This window comes from Vreelandella songnenensis (assembly GCF_003002925.1).
Classification (GTDB): domain Bacteria; phylum Pseudomonadota; class Gammaproteobacteria; order Pseudomonadales; family Halomonadaceae; genus Vreelandella; species Vreelandella songnenensis.
Genome location: NZ_PVTK01000005.1, coordinates 136,808 through 150,810, shown reverse-complemented (window position 1 = coordinate 150,810; position 14,003 = coordinate 136,808). Strand labels below are relative to the sequence as shown.

General features: G+C 57.5%; 14 protein-coding genes. 7 read left to right on the top strand and 7 right to left on the bottom strand.

Annotated elements, in window-relative coordinates; translation table 11 throughout:
- Positions 1–5: 5 nt before the first annotated feature.
- From B0H98_RS10070 to B0H98_RS10055, 5 genes are all read right to left on the bottom strand, one after another.
- Positions 6–896, bottom strand: a complete 891-nt coding sequence (locus B0H98_RS10070; protein WP_106374938.1) for a metal ABC transporter permease — start codon at positions 894–896, stop codon at positions 6–8.
- A complete protein-coding gene (locus B0H98_RS10065) occupies positions 880–1,614 on the bottom strand; it encodes a metal ABC transporter ATP-binding protein (protein ID WP_106374937.1) in 735 nt (244 codons plus the stop codon). Before B0H98_RS10065 ends, B0H98_RS10070 begins: the two co-directional genes overlap by 17 nt.
- Positions 1,611–1,760 (bottom strand): hypothetical protein, encoded by a 150-nt coding sequence (locus B0H98_RS17060; protein WP_167392670.1) that lies wholly within the window; start codon positions 1,758–1,760, stop codon positions 1,611–1,613. Before B0H98_RS17060 ends, B0H98_RS10065 begins: the two co-directional genes overlap by 4 nt.
- 132 nt (positions 1,761–1,892) lie before the next feature.
- Positions 1,893–3,611, bottom strand: coding sequence for an HD domain-containing phosphohydrolase (locus B0H98_RS10060; RefSeq protein ID WP_106374936.1), 1,719 nt, complete (start codon positions 3,609–3,611; stop codon positions 1,893–1,895).
- Positions 3,612–3,731: 120 nt separating this feature from the next.
- On the bottom strand, positions 3,732–4,385 hold the full coding sequence (locus tag B0H98_RS10055; RefSeq protein ID WP_106374935.1) for a hypothetical protein: 654 nt from the start codon (positions 4,383–4,385) through the stop codon (positions 3,732–3,734).
- 371 nt (positions 4,386–4,756) lie between these two features.
- Here B0H98_RS10055 and B0H98_RS10050 point away from each other — a divergent pair, with 371 nt between their 5' ends.
- From B0H98_RS10050 to B0H98_RS10030, 5 genes are read left to right on the top strand one after another with little or no spacing between them, the layout of a single operon-like run.
- A complete protein-coding gene (locus B0H98_RS10050; RefSeq protein WP_106374934.1) occupies positions 4,757–5,734 on the top strand; it encodes a Bug family tripartite tricarboxylate transporter substrate binding protein in 978 nt (325 codons plus the stop codon).
- Between the two features lie 57 nt (positions 5,735–5,791).
- Positions 5,792–6,280, top strand: coding sequence for a tripartite tricarboxylate transporter TctB family protein (locus B0H98_RS10045; protein ID WP_106374933.1), 489 nt, complete (start codon positions 5,792–5,794; stop codon positions 6,278–6,280).
- Positions 6,274–7,767: a tripartite tricarboxylate transporter permease gene (locus B0H98_RS10040; protein WP_106374932.1), complete on the top strand. Its 1,494-nt coding sequence runs from the start codon at positions 6,274–6,276 to the stop codon at positions 7,765–7,767. The genes B0H98_RS10045 and B0H98_RS10040 overlap by 7 nt, the downstream gene beginning before the upstream one ends.
- The gene (locus tag B0H98_RS10035; protein ID WP_167392669.1) at positions 7,764–8,447 is read left to right on the top strand and encodes a GntR family transcriptional regulator; all 684 of its coding nucleotides are present in this window, start codon (positions 7,764–7,766) and stop codon (positions 8,445–8,447) included. The genes B0H98_RS10040 and B0H98_RS10035 overlap by 4 nt, the downstream gene beginning before the upstream one ends.
- Positions 8,448–8,492: 45 nt before the next feature.
- Positions 8,493–9,440, top strand: coding sequence for a 2-hydroxyacid dehydrogenase (locus tag B0H98_RS10030; protein WP_106374930.1), 948 nt, complete (start codon positions 8,493–8,495; stop codon positions 9,438–9,440).
- A 204-nt stretch (positions 9,441–9,644) separates the two neighbouring features.
- On the opposite strand, the gene B0H98_RS10025 is transcribed toward B0H98_RS10030, so the two are convergent.
- Positions 9,645–9,950: a hypothetical protein gene (locus B0H98_RS10025; RefSeq protein WP_106374929.1), complete on the bottom strand. Its 306-nt coding sequence runs from the start codon at positions 9,948–9,950 to the stop codon at positions 9,645–9,647.
- A 63-nt stretch (positions 9,951–10,013) separates the two neighbouring features.
- A complete protein-coding gene (locus B0H98_RS10020) occupies positions 10,014–10,871 on the bottom strand; it encodes an alpha/beta hydrolase (protein ID WP_422822148.1) in 858 nt (285 codons plus the stop codon).
- Positions 10,872–11,054: 183 nt separating this feature from the next.
- On the opposite strand from B0H98_RS10020, the gene B0H98_RS10015 reads away from it, so the two are divergent.
- Together B0H98_RS10015 and glnA are read left to right on the top strand one after the other, a co-directional pair.
- Positions 11,055–12,083, top strand: coding sequence for an acyltransferase family protein (locus B0H98_RS10015; RefSeq protein WP_106374928.1), 1,029 nt, complete (start codon positions 11,055–11,057; stop codon positions 12,081–12,083).
- Between the two features lie 501 nt (positions 12,084–12,584).
- Complete coding sequence (gene glnA, locus B0H98_RS10010; protein ID WP_106374927.1) at positions 12,585–13,991, top strand: glutamate--ammonia ligase; 1,407 nt, start codon at positions 12,585–12,587, stop codon at positions 13,989–13,991.
- The last annotated feature ends 12 nt before the right edge of the window (positions 13,992–14,003 follow it).

Genomic DNA, 14,003 nt, shown 5'->3' with positions numbered 1-14,003 from the left:
GTGTGTTACATGGATGTCTCGGCGCTGAGCGGTGCTGTCTTACGCCGCAGCCTGGCCGCCAGGCTGTGATAACGCCCGAACAGCGCCGAGAAAAAGTAGCCCGCGCCGGCCAGCAGAATGATGCTTGGCCCCGAGGGAATATCGAGATGAAACGAGAGCAGCAGGCCCCCGGTGCTGGCGGTCATGGCAAGCACCACGGCAATGCCCATCAGGCCTTCCAGCCGCTTGCTCCAGAACCGCGCCGCGGTGGCCGGCAGCATCATCAAACCCACCGCCATCAGCGTCCCCAGCGTCTGAAAACCGGCGGTCAGGTTGAGCACCAGCAGGCCCAGAAAAACACTGTGTACCCAGCCATTGCGCCGGCTCTGGCCGCGCAGGAACAGTGGATCCAGGCACTCCACCACCAGCGCCCGAAAGATCACTGCCAGAATGATCACGATCAGCGTGCTGATGCCGGCAATCAGCGCCAGTGCCGTCGAATTGACTGCCAGGATCGAACCGAACAGCACGTGGGTCAGGTCCACGCTGCTGCCGCCCACGGAGATCAGCATGACCCCCGCGGCCAGCGAAATAATGAAAAAGCTCGCCATGGCGGCATCTTCACGCTGGCCGCCCATCTTCGAAACCGCCCCGGCCAGCAGCGCCACCATCAGCCCGAACATCACTCCGCCGATGCTCATTACCGGCAGCGAAAAGCCGGCCAGCAGAAAACCGATGGCGACCCCCGGCAGGATGGCGTGAGCCATGGCATCGCCAATCAGGCTCATGCCGCGCAGCACCAGAAACACCCCCAGCGGTGGCGCGGCCAGTGAAAGTGCCAGGCCGCCCACCACCGCGCGGCGCATGAAGCCGTAATCAAACGGGGCGACAAACCACGCGTTAAGCAATTCCAGCATGGTGGCCTCCCAGGGTAAAAGGCACCGCCTGGGCGGGCGCCTGCTGCTGGGTCAGCGCCGCGGGCGCCATCCAGCGAGCGTGGCCGCCGTTCAACATCAGCACTTCATCTGCCAGGCGCTGCAGATGATCCATATCGTGCAGCACCACAATGATGGTAGTGCCGTCATCGGCCATCTGGCGCAGTATGCGGATCAGGATATCTACCGTGTCGCTATCCACGTTGGCGAACGGCTCATCCAGCAGTAGAAGCTCCGCCTCCTGCATCAGCGTGCGGCCAATCAGCGCGCGCTGGCGCTGGCCGCCGGAAAGCTCGCCCAGCGGGCGGTGGGCCAGGTGCGAAATGCCCAGACGCGCCATGATGTCGCGCCCTTTACGATAATGCGCCGCGCAGTAGCCTTTCAGCGCCCCGTGGCTTGGCCAGCTGCCGGTCATCACCAGCTCTTCCACGCTCATGGGGAAGGTGAGATCCAGCGCCAGCTGCTGGGGAAGCCAGGCGCGGCGCTCGGAAGGCACGCGGCAGGTTACCTTGCCGCTCACCGGGCGAAGCTCGCCCATGATGGCCTGAATCAGCGTGCTCTTGCCCGCCCCGTTGGCGCCAATCAGTGCGGTAATGGCACCGGGCTTGATATCGCCATCCACGTGCTCCAGCACCGTGCGGTGCCCTTGGGCCAGGTGCAGGTTTTCAAGCTGCAAGGGCGGTAACTCGCGCGTACTCATGGCGTCCACCCGCTTGCCCAGGCCACCAGGGCCCAGAGTAATAAAAGCGGCAGCGCCACAAATACCAGCCGTTTGGTGGCCGACAAGGACATCAGGGAGAAGTGGCAAGGCCCTTCCCGGTTATGTCGGTGCGGGTGATGACTCACGGTATATCCTCTCAACAATAGAATAAGTTATAACATAACATCTGGCGATGCCAAAAAATTGCTGGATATTTTACTCGCTCACCGGCGGGTGGCAATCGTGAGCGAGCTAATTACTAAGGCGAGGTGACCTTTTCAGAGGCCGTAATGTTCAGGCTGTACCGATTCGACCAAGCGGCCCAGCTGGTCGAAATCCACCCGGCCGATCTCGTCATCATAAAAGATGCCCTCACGGCGGGTGTTACGTACCACCCGCACTCGGCAGGGCTGGCCGCGCTCATCCAGCGCCACCACCCAGGCCAGGTAGCCGTGCGAGAATCGCACCAGGCTGCCCAGCGGGTAGAAGCCGTGACGCTGCACGTAACGGGTTACCCAGTGGCGGTCAAAACGCGCAGGGCGGTTGTAGAGGTAGCGATACGCCTTTACTGCATTCAACGCCGGCCGGTCGCCGCGTGCGCGCGTCATGGCATCGATCACATCAATCACTGCCGCCAGGCGTGCGACCGGGGATAGCGCCTCGCCCGTTACCCCCCGCGGGTAGCCGGAGCCATCCAGCCGCTCGTTGATATCGCTGATGATCTCCCGCTCCAATGCATCGATGGGGTAGTTTGCACGCTCAAGGGCGGTGAGCAGCTCGCCTACATGGCCGCGCAGGCGAGTGCGCTGGGCGTCGCTCATCTCGCTCTCCAGCGAAGGCAACGCCTCATCGATCAGCATCGCCTTGCCAAGATCATGAACCAGCGCCGCGCGAACGGCGCGGTGGGTATCCGCGGCAAGCGCAGGCTCGGCCAGCATCAAATCCGCAAGCCTGCCCGCCACGTTAAGCGAATGCTGCATCCACTGGGGCTCATCGGACAGGCAGGCAAGATCATAAAAGAACGTTTGGCGCCCTTTACCCAGCAGTTTTATCAACTGGTTGGCGCTGCGCTCCAGGCGCTCTACCGGCAAGGGGCGGCCGTTTTGCAAAGCCAGCAGGAACAGATGCTGGTGGCGGGCAATGTCGCGCAGCGTTTTCAGCCCGCTGGCGGTGCGCGTTGGCCGCCGTTTGGCTGCCTTGCGGCGCGGGCGGTCAGCGCTGGTATAAAGCGGTGTAGGCGCTGCCAACCGCGATCCTTCCCCGGAACGCCAGGCAATCTCCCGCTCGGTGGAGGACACCAGGTGGGCCAGCTGGCGCTGGTGGGGGCGGTCAATACGGTCAAAGGCGAGACCGACGGCGGCCTGATCACTACGCGGGACCGGCGTGATATGGCGCACCGAGGCATCGATACTGAAGCGCTCGCCGCTGGGGAAGGTAAGTGTCACCTCAGGCAGTGCCTGGGTTTCGCTCAGCGCGGCGCACTCGGCAAGCGGCAGGCTCAGCAGGCAGCCGCCGCTTGAAATATCGCGCAGGGTGGCTGCCATGGGCGGCTGATCTACATAGCGGGTTATCGCGGCACTGACCGGCATGTCCTTGCGCAGGGTGATACGCGCGCTCTGGCGGCGAGCAGCTGCCAGCAGGCGCCGGGGAAACGCGCAGCGCAGCTGCAGGGCATCGCCGTAGCGCTCGGCTTCCAGCACGCGGATGGACTCAAATCGCAGCGTCTGGTCATTCTCGGCGCGCAGCGTCAGGCGTTGATCGCCAAGCGTTGGAGCATCCAGGCTACCGGCATCGGTCACCACCAGCGAAAGCTCGCCAGCCGCCGGGTCAAGGCGGTCGAGATGCACCGGGTAATCGAACGGCGCGTGGGGTGTTTGATCGTGAAGCGACACGGTCAGCGCATCGCAGCGATCATCCAGATTGATCAAGACATCGGTAATATGACGCGCGTCATCCACCACAACGCTGTCGCTCTTCCCTGATAGGACCGTTTCCATCCGCGCCTCTTTTTTTCATTATTGTGCCCGGCGATAATCCGCGCCGGGCTTTACCCTGCCAATGTGGCAGATTAGCGCACATTCCGTGCCTTGCACCCCATCAAGCAGGCGCAGGGCGGATCAGTAGCGCCAGGTAGCGCCCAACTGCTGGGGTGACACCATCAGCGCATATTCACCGGGAATGGTGACCGGCCCCAGCGACAGGTTGGCAGGCTGGAAGCGGTTGATGGCCGACGATGCCTGGTTCGGCTGGGTCCAGATCTGCAGCTCGTTCACCAGCATGCCGGTGGCGAAGTTGACCGCCGCGTCGCTTTCACGCCCATCGGCGGCAATCACCGCACCCGCCACGCCGTTCACCACCAGCGAGTTGACCCGCGCACCCCAGCCGCGGCGCTCGCGTTCGGCCTGAGCAAGCTCCAGCCCCAGCGCTTGCACGCCGCTGATATCGCCACTCGCCTTCAGGCGCTCGTATTCCGCCAGCGCGGCGGGGTGTGGCTGGCGGTCCAGCAGCATACCGCCCAGCGCCAGCGCCGATTTCACCACGCCTACCCGCGCATCAAAGCGGTCGTCACGGTCGCTCGCCTCGCTCGACTGGTAGGCATTCACGGCAAGGCTCGTGCCATAAATCCCCGTCCAGCCCCACTGCCACACATTGGCCTGACGCGCCCCGCCCTCAAACACATCGTCGTATCCCGCCCACTCATTCCCGCTCTGGGCCTGGGCCGGCAATACTACCGCGCACAGCAGCGCGCCCAGCAAATGGTTTAAACGCATGAGCAACATCCTGTCATCAAGGGAAAGTGACGTTAAGCGTAGCATGCTCGCTGGAAAGCATTAGTGTCGAGTGAGGACCGCTAAATATATCCGCCCAATCAGTATCGACCATGACTGAGCTACTAAGCGTCTAGTTATTTGTGTGCTAATCCTGCATTCATGCAATGGCACTGGCTCGTGATTTTAATTAATCCCTATTTATTCTTTAAATTTGTTTTTTTGATGAAGGCGATTTTCTTTAAATCTAAATTAAAACAATTGGTTATATTTTTTGATTCTAAAGTCTAAAAAACTAAAGTTTAGCCTCGAAATTTTGACACTAATCGCAAAAGGATCTCTTATACATTGTGATATATCACAGGAGAAGAACAATGCGACACCAAATTGCCAAGGCCTTCCTGATTACCGCTGTTATAGGTATTACACCACTTAGTGCTATGGCCGAATGGCCGGAAAGGCCCGTCACTATCGTAGTACCATCCGGTGCTGGCGGGGGAACCGATCAAACGGGGCGCATGCTCGCTGAACGGTTGCAGGCGCGCTTTGGCCAGCCGTTTAATGTGGTTAATCAAGGCCAGGGTGGAGGCGTGGTTGGCATTTCATCTATCAAAAATGCTAATCCCGATGGCTATACGTTGGGCGTCATATTCAACTTTGCTCATTACGCCACTATGGGGCAGTCCGACGTTCATGTTGAAGATTTTACTCCGATCGCTCAGTACAACTTTGACCCAGCTGGATTCCAAGTACGCAGTGACAGCGAGTGGGAAAACATCGACCAAGCGCTGGAGGCTATCAAAGATGCACCTGACGACTATGTGATTGCTTGCGGCGGCGGCTGTGGCGGATCCTGGCCAATGGCTGCTGCTACGATGATGAATGAGTACGGAGTTGATGTCTCTCAGGTCCGCTTTATCTCTGGCCAAGGCGCTGCCGCTGCATTGCAGGATCTGGCAGCAGGCGGTGTTGATGTTGTGCCATCCTCCCTACCGGAAGCCGGCCCGCTGATAGAGTCCGGACGCATCAAAGCGCTCGCCGTAATGGGCAAAGAGCGGCTAGAAGCTTTTCCTGATGTGCCTACTCTGCAGGAATCTACTGATATGGAGCTTGAGCTGGGGGCTTGGCGTGGGTTGATCGCACCAGCGGGCCTTCCGGACGATATCGTCGCTGAGCTTGAGAATGCCATGAACGAGATAGTCCACGATGATGAGTGGCGTCAGCAAATGCAGGATCGTGGCTTTGGCGTTCAGTGGCGAGATTCAGAGGCTTTCAACGAGTTCATGTTGGATCAGCAAAGCTCTGTCCGCGCCATCATTGAAACCCTGGGATTAGCCAGCGGCAATTCCTAAACACAAGGAGCTCGATCTCCTTGTTCAGAATGGCTTCTTTGCCAATGGAGCTTTGCCTTGTACTTCGACGATCGCCTCAACGGGCTTGTATTTATTCTTCTCGGTGGCGTGGTCGTCTTCCTCGCCCAGCAACTGCCGACGCTTACGTTCATTGATTATGGGCCGGGCTTTTTCCCGACTTTGATTGGTTGCGTGATGATGATCGCTGGCAGCGTGATAGCGCTTAAACCTTTGCTGCAGCGTGGCGCGAGTATTACCTGGGCAGCACTACCCCGTGCTCAATCCTGGCCACAGGCTCTGAGCGCTATAGGTGTTGTAGTTGGCGCTATCGCGTTTTACATCGCCACGCTCAATATTCTGGGGTTCTTGATTGCCATGCCAGTCTCGCTCTTTGTGCTGCTGATCTTTTTTGACCGGCGTATCGTGCGCGACCTCCTGATTGCAATCATTGGTAGCTTTTTGCTGCATAGCTTCTTTTATCAATTGATGTCCGTGCAGCTGCCCTGGGGCCTGCTGACACCGTTCGCTGGAGTGCTGACATGGTGATCGACGCTTTCATGATGTTGATGACGCCAACCACTCTCGGCGTTATGGTGGCCTGTGCAATCTACGGCCTTGTAGTGGGCGCAATTCCTGGTTTCTCAGCCGCAATGGCTGTAGCACTAATGGTGCCTGTCAGTTATTTTCTGGATCCTGTGCCAGCACTGGCCGGTGTGGTGACGCTCTGCGCCATGGCTATTTTCTCAGGTGACATTCCGGGCGCTCTGTTGCGCATCCCCGGTACGCCTGCCTCGGCTGCTTACGTTGACGAATCCTATAAAATGACGTGTAGCGGTAACGCCGGACTAGCGTTAGGGACAGGGCTAATTTGTTCATCCATCGGCGGTATTTTCGGCAGCATCGCACTGATTCTCGCAGCCCCCACGTTAGGTGACCTGGCACTGCAGTTCAGCTCTGTTGAGTACTTCTGGCTAGCGTGTCTTGGGCTGACCGCGGCGATTGGTGTCTCGCAGGGCTCTGCGGCCAAGGGAGTAATATCTCTGTGTATTGGTTTGCTCATTGCTTGTGTGGGGCTGGATCCTGTATCAGGGCAGTCACGGTTCACGTTTGAGACCAGTTATCTTTCCGGAGGGTTAGGTTTTATCCCGGTCTTGATTGGACTGTTTGCCATGTCAGAGGTTTTTCGTTTTGCTCTGGCGCCTGGCGATAGCGATAGACCGCCGATTAGTAAGCTTAATGGGCTTTTTAGAGGTGTATTTGGAGAAATTAGACGGCTCTGGTTTCAGATTTTGCAGGGGTGCGGCATTGGCACGCTGGTAGGTGCAATCCCTGGGGCTGGAGCGGATATCGCCTCCTACATAGCGTATGCAGCGACCAAGAAGCAATCGCCCCACCCGGAGCGTTTCGGTACGGGTATTGTCGATGGTGTAGCATCGGCTAGTGCTTCCAATAACGCTTCAGTCGGTGGCGCTTTAGTGCCAGCTACTGTCTTCGGCATTCCCGGCGATAGCCTGACCGCAGTTATCATTGGCGTACTTTATATGAAAGGCCTCAACCCAGGGCCTACTGTCTTCCTGACTCAAGGAACGCTGATTACTGCAGTTTTTCTTGCGTTCTTGCTCGCTAACCTACTGATCCTACCCTTTGGCATCGTGGCTATTCGTCTGTTTCGCCATATTCTGGCGGTGCCACGTAGCGTATTAATGCCACTCATTGTTGGCGCGTGCATCATTGGCTCTTTTGCGGTTGAGAATACCGTTTATGCGGTAGTCACCATGCTGATTGCCGGTCTGATTGGCTTCTACATGGAAGAGAATGGCTTTCCATTAGCGCCAGCGATACTAGGTGTCGTGCTAGCCCCTATAGTCGAAGAGAATTTTTTGAATACGCTGGTTAAATCGAACGGCGATCTAATGATCTTCTTGAGTCGTCCTCTGGCAGTCGGACTGGCCATGATAACGCTAGCGATATGGGTCGTTCCTCCACTGATAAGATTAGTGCATTACATGAAGGCGAGGAAACCTACAGCATGAATGCGACTATACAAAAGCGGACTTTACTCGCCTCACGTGCAGAGATTGCTTACAACACTATCGAAGAAATGATCGTTACCCTTGAATTGGCACCCGGTGAGAGCCTTACCGAGCAGGCGCTGTGTGCACGATTGGAAATGGGGAGAACTCCTGTACGCGAGGCCTTACTGCGTCTCAAGCATGACTATCTGCTGACTGTGCTACCACGTCAGGGAATCTTGATCAGACCTATCGATACAACAACAGCGCTGGAGGCCTTGGACGTTCGCCATCATCTTGAGGGGTTGTTGATTGAACGCGCTGCCCGCCTGGCTAGCGAGAGCCAGCGAGCCGAGTTCGTTCATATGGCTCGACAAGCGGAACAATCGTTGGAAACGCGAGACAACAGGCTTTTTTCGCGGATCGACAAGCGCTTCAACGAGCGGGTTTGTGAAGCTGCTAATCACGTTGTCGCCGCGAGGGCCGTTATGCCGTTGCATGCCGTTTCTCGACGTATTGGCTTCTTTCTTGCCCAGGTTGCTCACCATGAACCTGCAGCGACGGTACAGCCGCATATCGAAATTATGCAATCTATCGCTGCTAATGATGGGAAGAGAGCCTTGGATGCGCTTGCCAAGCTGCATCACTTAACGCGGCAGCAGACCCTAGCTATTGAACGTGACGGGTTGCTGCACTTGTGATGCAGCTCGATTTTTCGCTAATCAACCTTTCTTAAGGGAGTTTTAATGTCAGCCTCTAGTGTTATTTTGATCGGTGACTACTCACCGCGGCAGCGCCAACAGCTCGAAACTCGATTTTCTACTTATTCAATTAGTCATCTAGCTTCTCTGAATGATGTGCCCGAATCAGTACGTCAAACATGTCAAAGTATTGCTTATCACGGCCACTCTCCCTTTGGTCCAGCAGAGATGGATCAGTTGCCCCAGCTTGCGCTGATTGCCAATTTTGGTGTGGGGTATGACGATATCGATATCGAGGCGGCCGTAGCCCGTGGCATTAAAGTCACCAATACACCGAACGTGCTTAATGACGATGTGGCTGATCTTGCGGTAGGCATGTTGCTGGCCGTTAAGCGGCAGCTATTAGCTGGAGATCGATGGGTTCGAGAAGGTGAGTGGGCTCGACGTGGCACTTTTCCACTCAACGCTAACGCTAACGGATTGCGGGTCGGTGTGCTTGGTATGGGGCGTATTGGTCGTGAAATAGCTGATCGAATGGCCGCCTTCAAGTCAGAGCTGCACTATCAGTCTCGCCGTCCTAAGAATGTACCGTCAACTTGGCAGTACCATTCAACGCCGTTGGAACTGGCGGCTACCGTGGATGTGTTGTTCGTAACCGTCGTTGGTGGTGTCGATACTCGTCATTTGGTTTCGGCAAAGGTACTTAATGCATTACCCGTTGGCGCAGTGGTCATCAACGTATCCCGAGGATCAGTCATTGACGAGATCGCATTGATCGAACAACTGGAGTCGGGTCGCCTAGGCGGTGCTGGGCTGGACGTTTTCGAGAACGAGCCTACAGTCAATCCTGGATTACTGACGCTGGATAATGTGATTCTTCAACCTCATCAAGGTTCAGGCACTCTACAGACCCGTGAAGCCATGGGCGATCTACAGTTCGCGAACCTAGACGCGTTTGCCGCACAACGCGAGTTGCTGACCCCCGTCAATTGATCAAATGCTGCCGTCCAGGCAGTAGTCATGATTAAAGTGTGCATGGGGCACCGCGGTGCGGCGCTTCGCGGGTGCGCTAGCGCTTACGCCGCGCTACGGTATGTGCCGTTATCTTAAATAAGTGTGGATACCAAAGGACGCGATTTCACCAAACACAAAGAGCCCTTACGGGCTCTTTGTTTAAAACAGGGTAACGGGCTTGGCTCAGTCGTAATCTTCTCGCTTCTCAAACGCGCGCTTGTCGTCAGGCAGGCGGACGATGTCACCGAGGTTGAGGTTGTCCATGCCTTTGAGGCGGTTGCCTTTGGTGTCGAGGATGGCGACGACCTTGGCGATGCTGACGGCGTCTTCTTCGCGGTAGGCTTCTACTTCCACACGGACGATCTTGCCCTGGTAGCGGGCGGAGAGAATATCGCCGTCGCCTATCTGGGCGTGACCGTGATGGTCGTTGGCGAACAGTTTGGATACGCTGGCGCTGCCCGGGTCGTCCCATTCAATGTGTCGATGCATCGTTATCTCCTTATACGTTGGCCGATACGGCAAGTGTAGTTTGCTTTTTGTTGATTTCGCCAGTTATTGGCCGATGGGTGTATCGCCAATATGCTGAAACATAAAGGTTAACGCGGCGGGCAGGCTGGCGCGCCATACGCGCCAGGTGTGCCCGCCGGGGTAGAGATCAAGGCGCACGCTGTTGGGCTGAATGCGCTCCATCGCCTGGCGCAGCTGGCGGGCGTGGAACTCGGCGTCGTACACGTCGCTGCGGCCGGCGCTGATGTAGAGCGGTACGGGCGGTACATCGCTCTCTTCGGCGCTGGGGCGCGGGGTTACCTTGATGCGGTAGGCTTCCAGGTACGCGGGGTAGTTGCGCTGCTCCCACAGGGCGGTGTCGAAGTTGCCCTGCTCATCCAGCAGCGCCGGGTGGCGGTGGGCGGAGGAGTTGGGCGGCGGATAGGGCACGTAGCTTGCCGGGCTGAGGGCGGCCACGGCGGCGAACATCTCGGGCTTTTCCAGGGCGAAGTTGAGCGCGCCGAACCCGCCCGCGGAAAGCCCGCCAACGCCGCGAAGCGCGCGGGTGTCGCCTACCCGGTAGGTGGATTCCACGTGGGGGAGAAGGTCGTTGAAGAAGGCGCTGCGTGCGGCTTCGTTGTGGCCATCGATCCACCAGCTGCGGCTGCCGGGCATGATGAAGACCGCCGGCGGAATGTGCCCGGCGCGAATCAAGCGATCGGCGGTTTGCGCCAAGTTGCCCTTGGCCACCCAGTCGCGTTCGTTACCGAACGAGCCGTGCAGCATGTACACCACCGGGTAGGGGGTGCTTGCCTGGGCGTCATACCCATCGGGTAAATAGACGGTGTACGGGTAGGGATGGCCGAGGGTGGGGGAGTCGAACGTGTGGTGCTGCACCTCGCCGGCAATGGCCGTATTGAACAGACTCCAGAGGCCAAGTAATGCGGCAAGCTTGATCAGAAAGGGGTAACGTGTGCAGCGCCGGTTGCCGGGAAAAGGAAGAAGTGACAAAACGCCTCCGGGAATTATTGTCAGAATATAAAGTCGGACCCGCCATTACCATGAGTGTTCAGCGCAGGCCAATCCTACGCATGCAGCGGAGTGGGTATGCATAAAAGAATAGAAGAGATTTACTGGTTGCGGGCTTACGGCTGCGTGGCGGTGTTTCTGTTTCATTTGCTGGACCACGTCAATCAGCGCCTGGATAACCTGGCCACTGACCTGATGCGCCTGCCGCTGGTGCTGGGTACGCCGATCTTTCTGTTCATCTCGGTGTTCGTGTTCGCCATGCGCTACGACAAGGCCGTGCCGCCGGGCTTTCTGGCCCAGCGGGTGAAGTACGTGATGCTGCCCTATCTGGTGTACGGTTTTATCTACTCTACCGCCGAGTGGGCGCGCCTGAGCATGGCCGGGCGGCCGGTGGATTTCGTGGCCAACGCGGTGGAGTACTTCGTGTTTGCCGGCTGGCACGGCTATTTTCTGATCATCGCCATGCAGTTCTATGTGGCTTATTGGCTGTTTACCCGCTGGCGGCTGTGGCGCTTCAATCCGGTGCCGTGGCTGTGGCTTGGCTGTCTGGTCAGCATGGCGTACTGGGGCATGGCCTACTGGCTTGAGGTCGAACTGCCGGGGTATCTGCTGTGGATTGCGCCACTTGGCTGGGTGTACCTGTTCTTTCTGGCCCTGGTGCTGGTGCGCTACTACCCCTTCGATTCGCTGGTCAAGACGCCCGAGCGCCCAGCATGGATGCAGTGCCTTTCTCATCCGGTGTGGCTTTGTGCGTGGGTGGCGCTGCTGGTGGCGGCAAGCGTGGCGGGCTGGCTGCACTTCTCTTCCAAGGAGGTGTGGGTCGTGCCGCTGTTCGTGCTTTTTACCCTGGTGGCCATGCGCTATTTGAAAGGTCGGCCGGCGCCCGGCTGGGTGCGCTACATCAATGTCTACTCGTTCGGGATCTACCTTGCCCACCCGATGTTCTTTTCCATTACCGATGTGTTCGTTGCACGCATGGCGCTGCCGGTCGCGGTGTATGCCACGTTGCTCGCCGTGGTGGGGGCGGTTGGGTCGATTCTGTTGAACAGGCTTGCCAATACCACGACCGCTGGCGCCATGATGTTTGGCAAGCGTTTGAAGGCATAGCGGTTCACGGCGATAGGCCATGTCCTGATCTGATATCGTCCCGGTTATTTAAAAAAATTGCGCTATTGCACCAAAGCGTTTCATTTTAATCGTTTATTGCACTATTTTGGTTCAATGAAATGCGGTTGTGATGGATGCGGCGCTAGCCAAACGCTGCCATGCGACATGTGAAGGCACGCAGTGCACGCTTTTATGCACTTTAAAACAACGGCTTAGTGTTTTGATAGGCTATGTTGGTGCAGGATTGGCACGCTCTCTGCATTATATTTGTCAGCGGCTAGCGGGTCGTAGGCAGAAGCCTTGCGGCGTGCTACAACGATAGCCGGTCTGAAATGATCGCTGGACGATGTGTCATCCACATCAGGCAATCGTTGAGCGAACAACAATGACAAACGCGCCCTCTGGCACGTTATTTGTCGAATGATTAGTTTGTCTAATAACACTTTTTATCGATCGCTTACTGTTTTTACGCTTTAAGCCACGCTCATACCGGAGGACACAATGTCAGCCAAGACGCTCGCGCTAATCGAAGAACATGATGTTAAGTGGGTGGACCTGCGTTTCACCGATACTCGCGGCAAAGAGCAGCACGTTACCGTGCCCGCTCGCGATGTAGACGAAGAGTTTTTCGAAAACGGCCAGATGTTTGACGGCTCCTCTATCGAGGGCTGGAAAGGCATTAACGAATCCGACATGATTCTGCGCCCGGAAGACGGTACCGCGTTCCTCGACCCCTTCACCGAAGACGCGACCCTGATTCTGCGCTGCGACATCATCGAGCCTGCCACCATGCAGGGCTATGACCGCGACCCGCGCTCCATCGCCAAGCGTGCTGAAGCGTATCTCGAGTCAACCGGTCTCGGCGACACGGCGTTCTTCGGCCCTGAGCCTGAGTTCTTCATCTTTGACGAAGTGCACTGGAAGACCGACATTCAGGGCTCCATGTACAAGATCTCTTCCGACGAAGGCGCCTGGGCAACCGACAGCCGCATCGAAGGCGGCAACCTGGGTCACCGTCCGCGCCTCAAAGGCGGCTACTTCCCGGTTCCGCCGGTGGATAGCTTCCACGATATCCGTGGTGCCATGTGTAACACACTGGAAGCGATCGGCCAGACCGTCGAAGTTCACCACCACGAAGTGGCGAACGCCGGTCAGAACGAAATCGGCGTCAAGTTCAACACGCTGGTGAAGAAGGCCGACGAAGTTCAGGAAATGAAGTACGTGATCCACAACGTGGCCCACGCTTACGGCAAGACCGCTACCTTCATGCCCAAGCCGCTGGTCGGTGACAACGGCTCAGGTATGCACGTACACCAGTCGTTCTGGAAAGATGGCCAGAACCAGTTTGCCGGTGACGAGTACGCGGGCCTGTCTGAAATGGCGCTTTTCTACATCGGCGGTGTGATCAAGCACGCCCGCGCCCTGAACGCCTTCACCAACGCGTCTACCAACTCGTACAAGCGTCTGGTGCCGGGTTTTGAAGCGCCGGTCATGCTGGCCTACAGCGCCCGCAACCGCAGTGCGTCCATCCGTATTCCGTACACGGCGAGCCCGAAAGGCAAGCGCGTCGAGACGCGCTTCCCTGATCCGACCGCCAACCCGTACCTGGCGTTCGCAGCACTGCTGATGGCGGGTATCGACGGTATCAAGAACAAGATCCATCCTGGCGACGCCATGGACAAGAACCTGTACGACCTGCCGCCGGAAGAAGGCAAGTTAGTACCGACCGTGGCCAACAGCCTGGATCAGGCCCTGGAAGCGCTCGACGCTGACCGCGCGTTCCTGACCGAAGGTGGCGTGTTCACCGACGACATGATCGATGCCTACATCGAACTCAAGATGGAAGAAGTGGATCGTATTCGTATGGCCACACACCCCATCGAGTTTGATATGTACTACAGCTGCTAAGCACGCATCGGC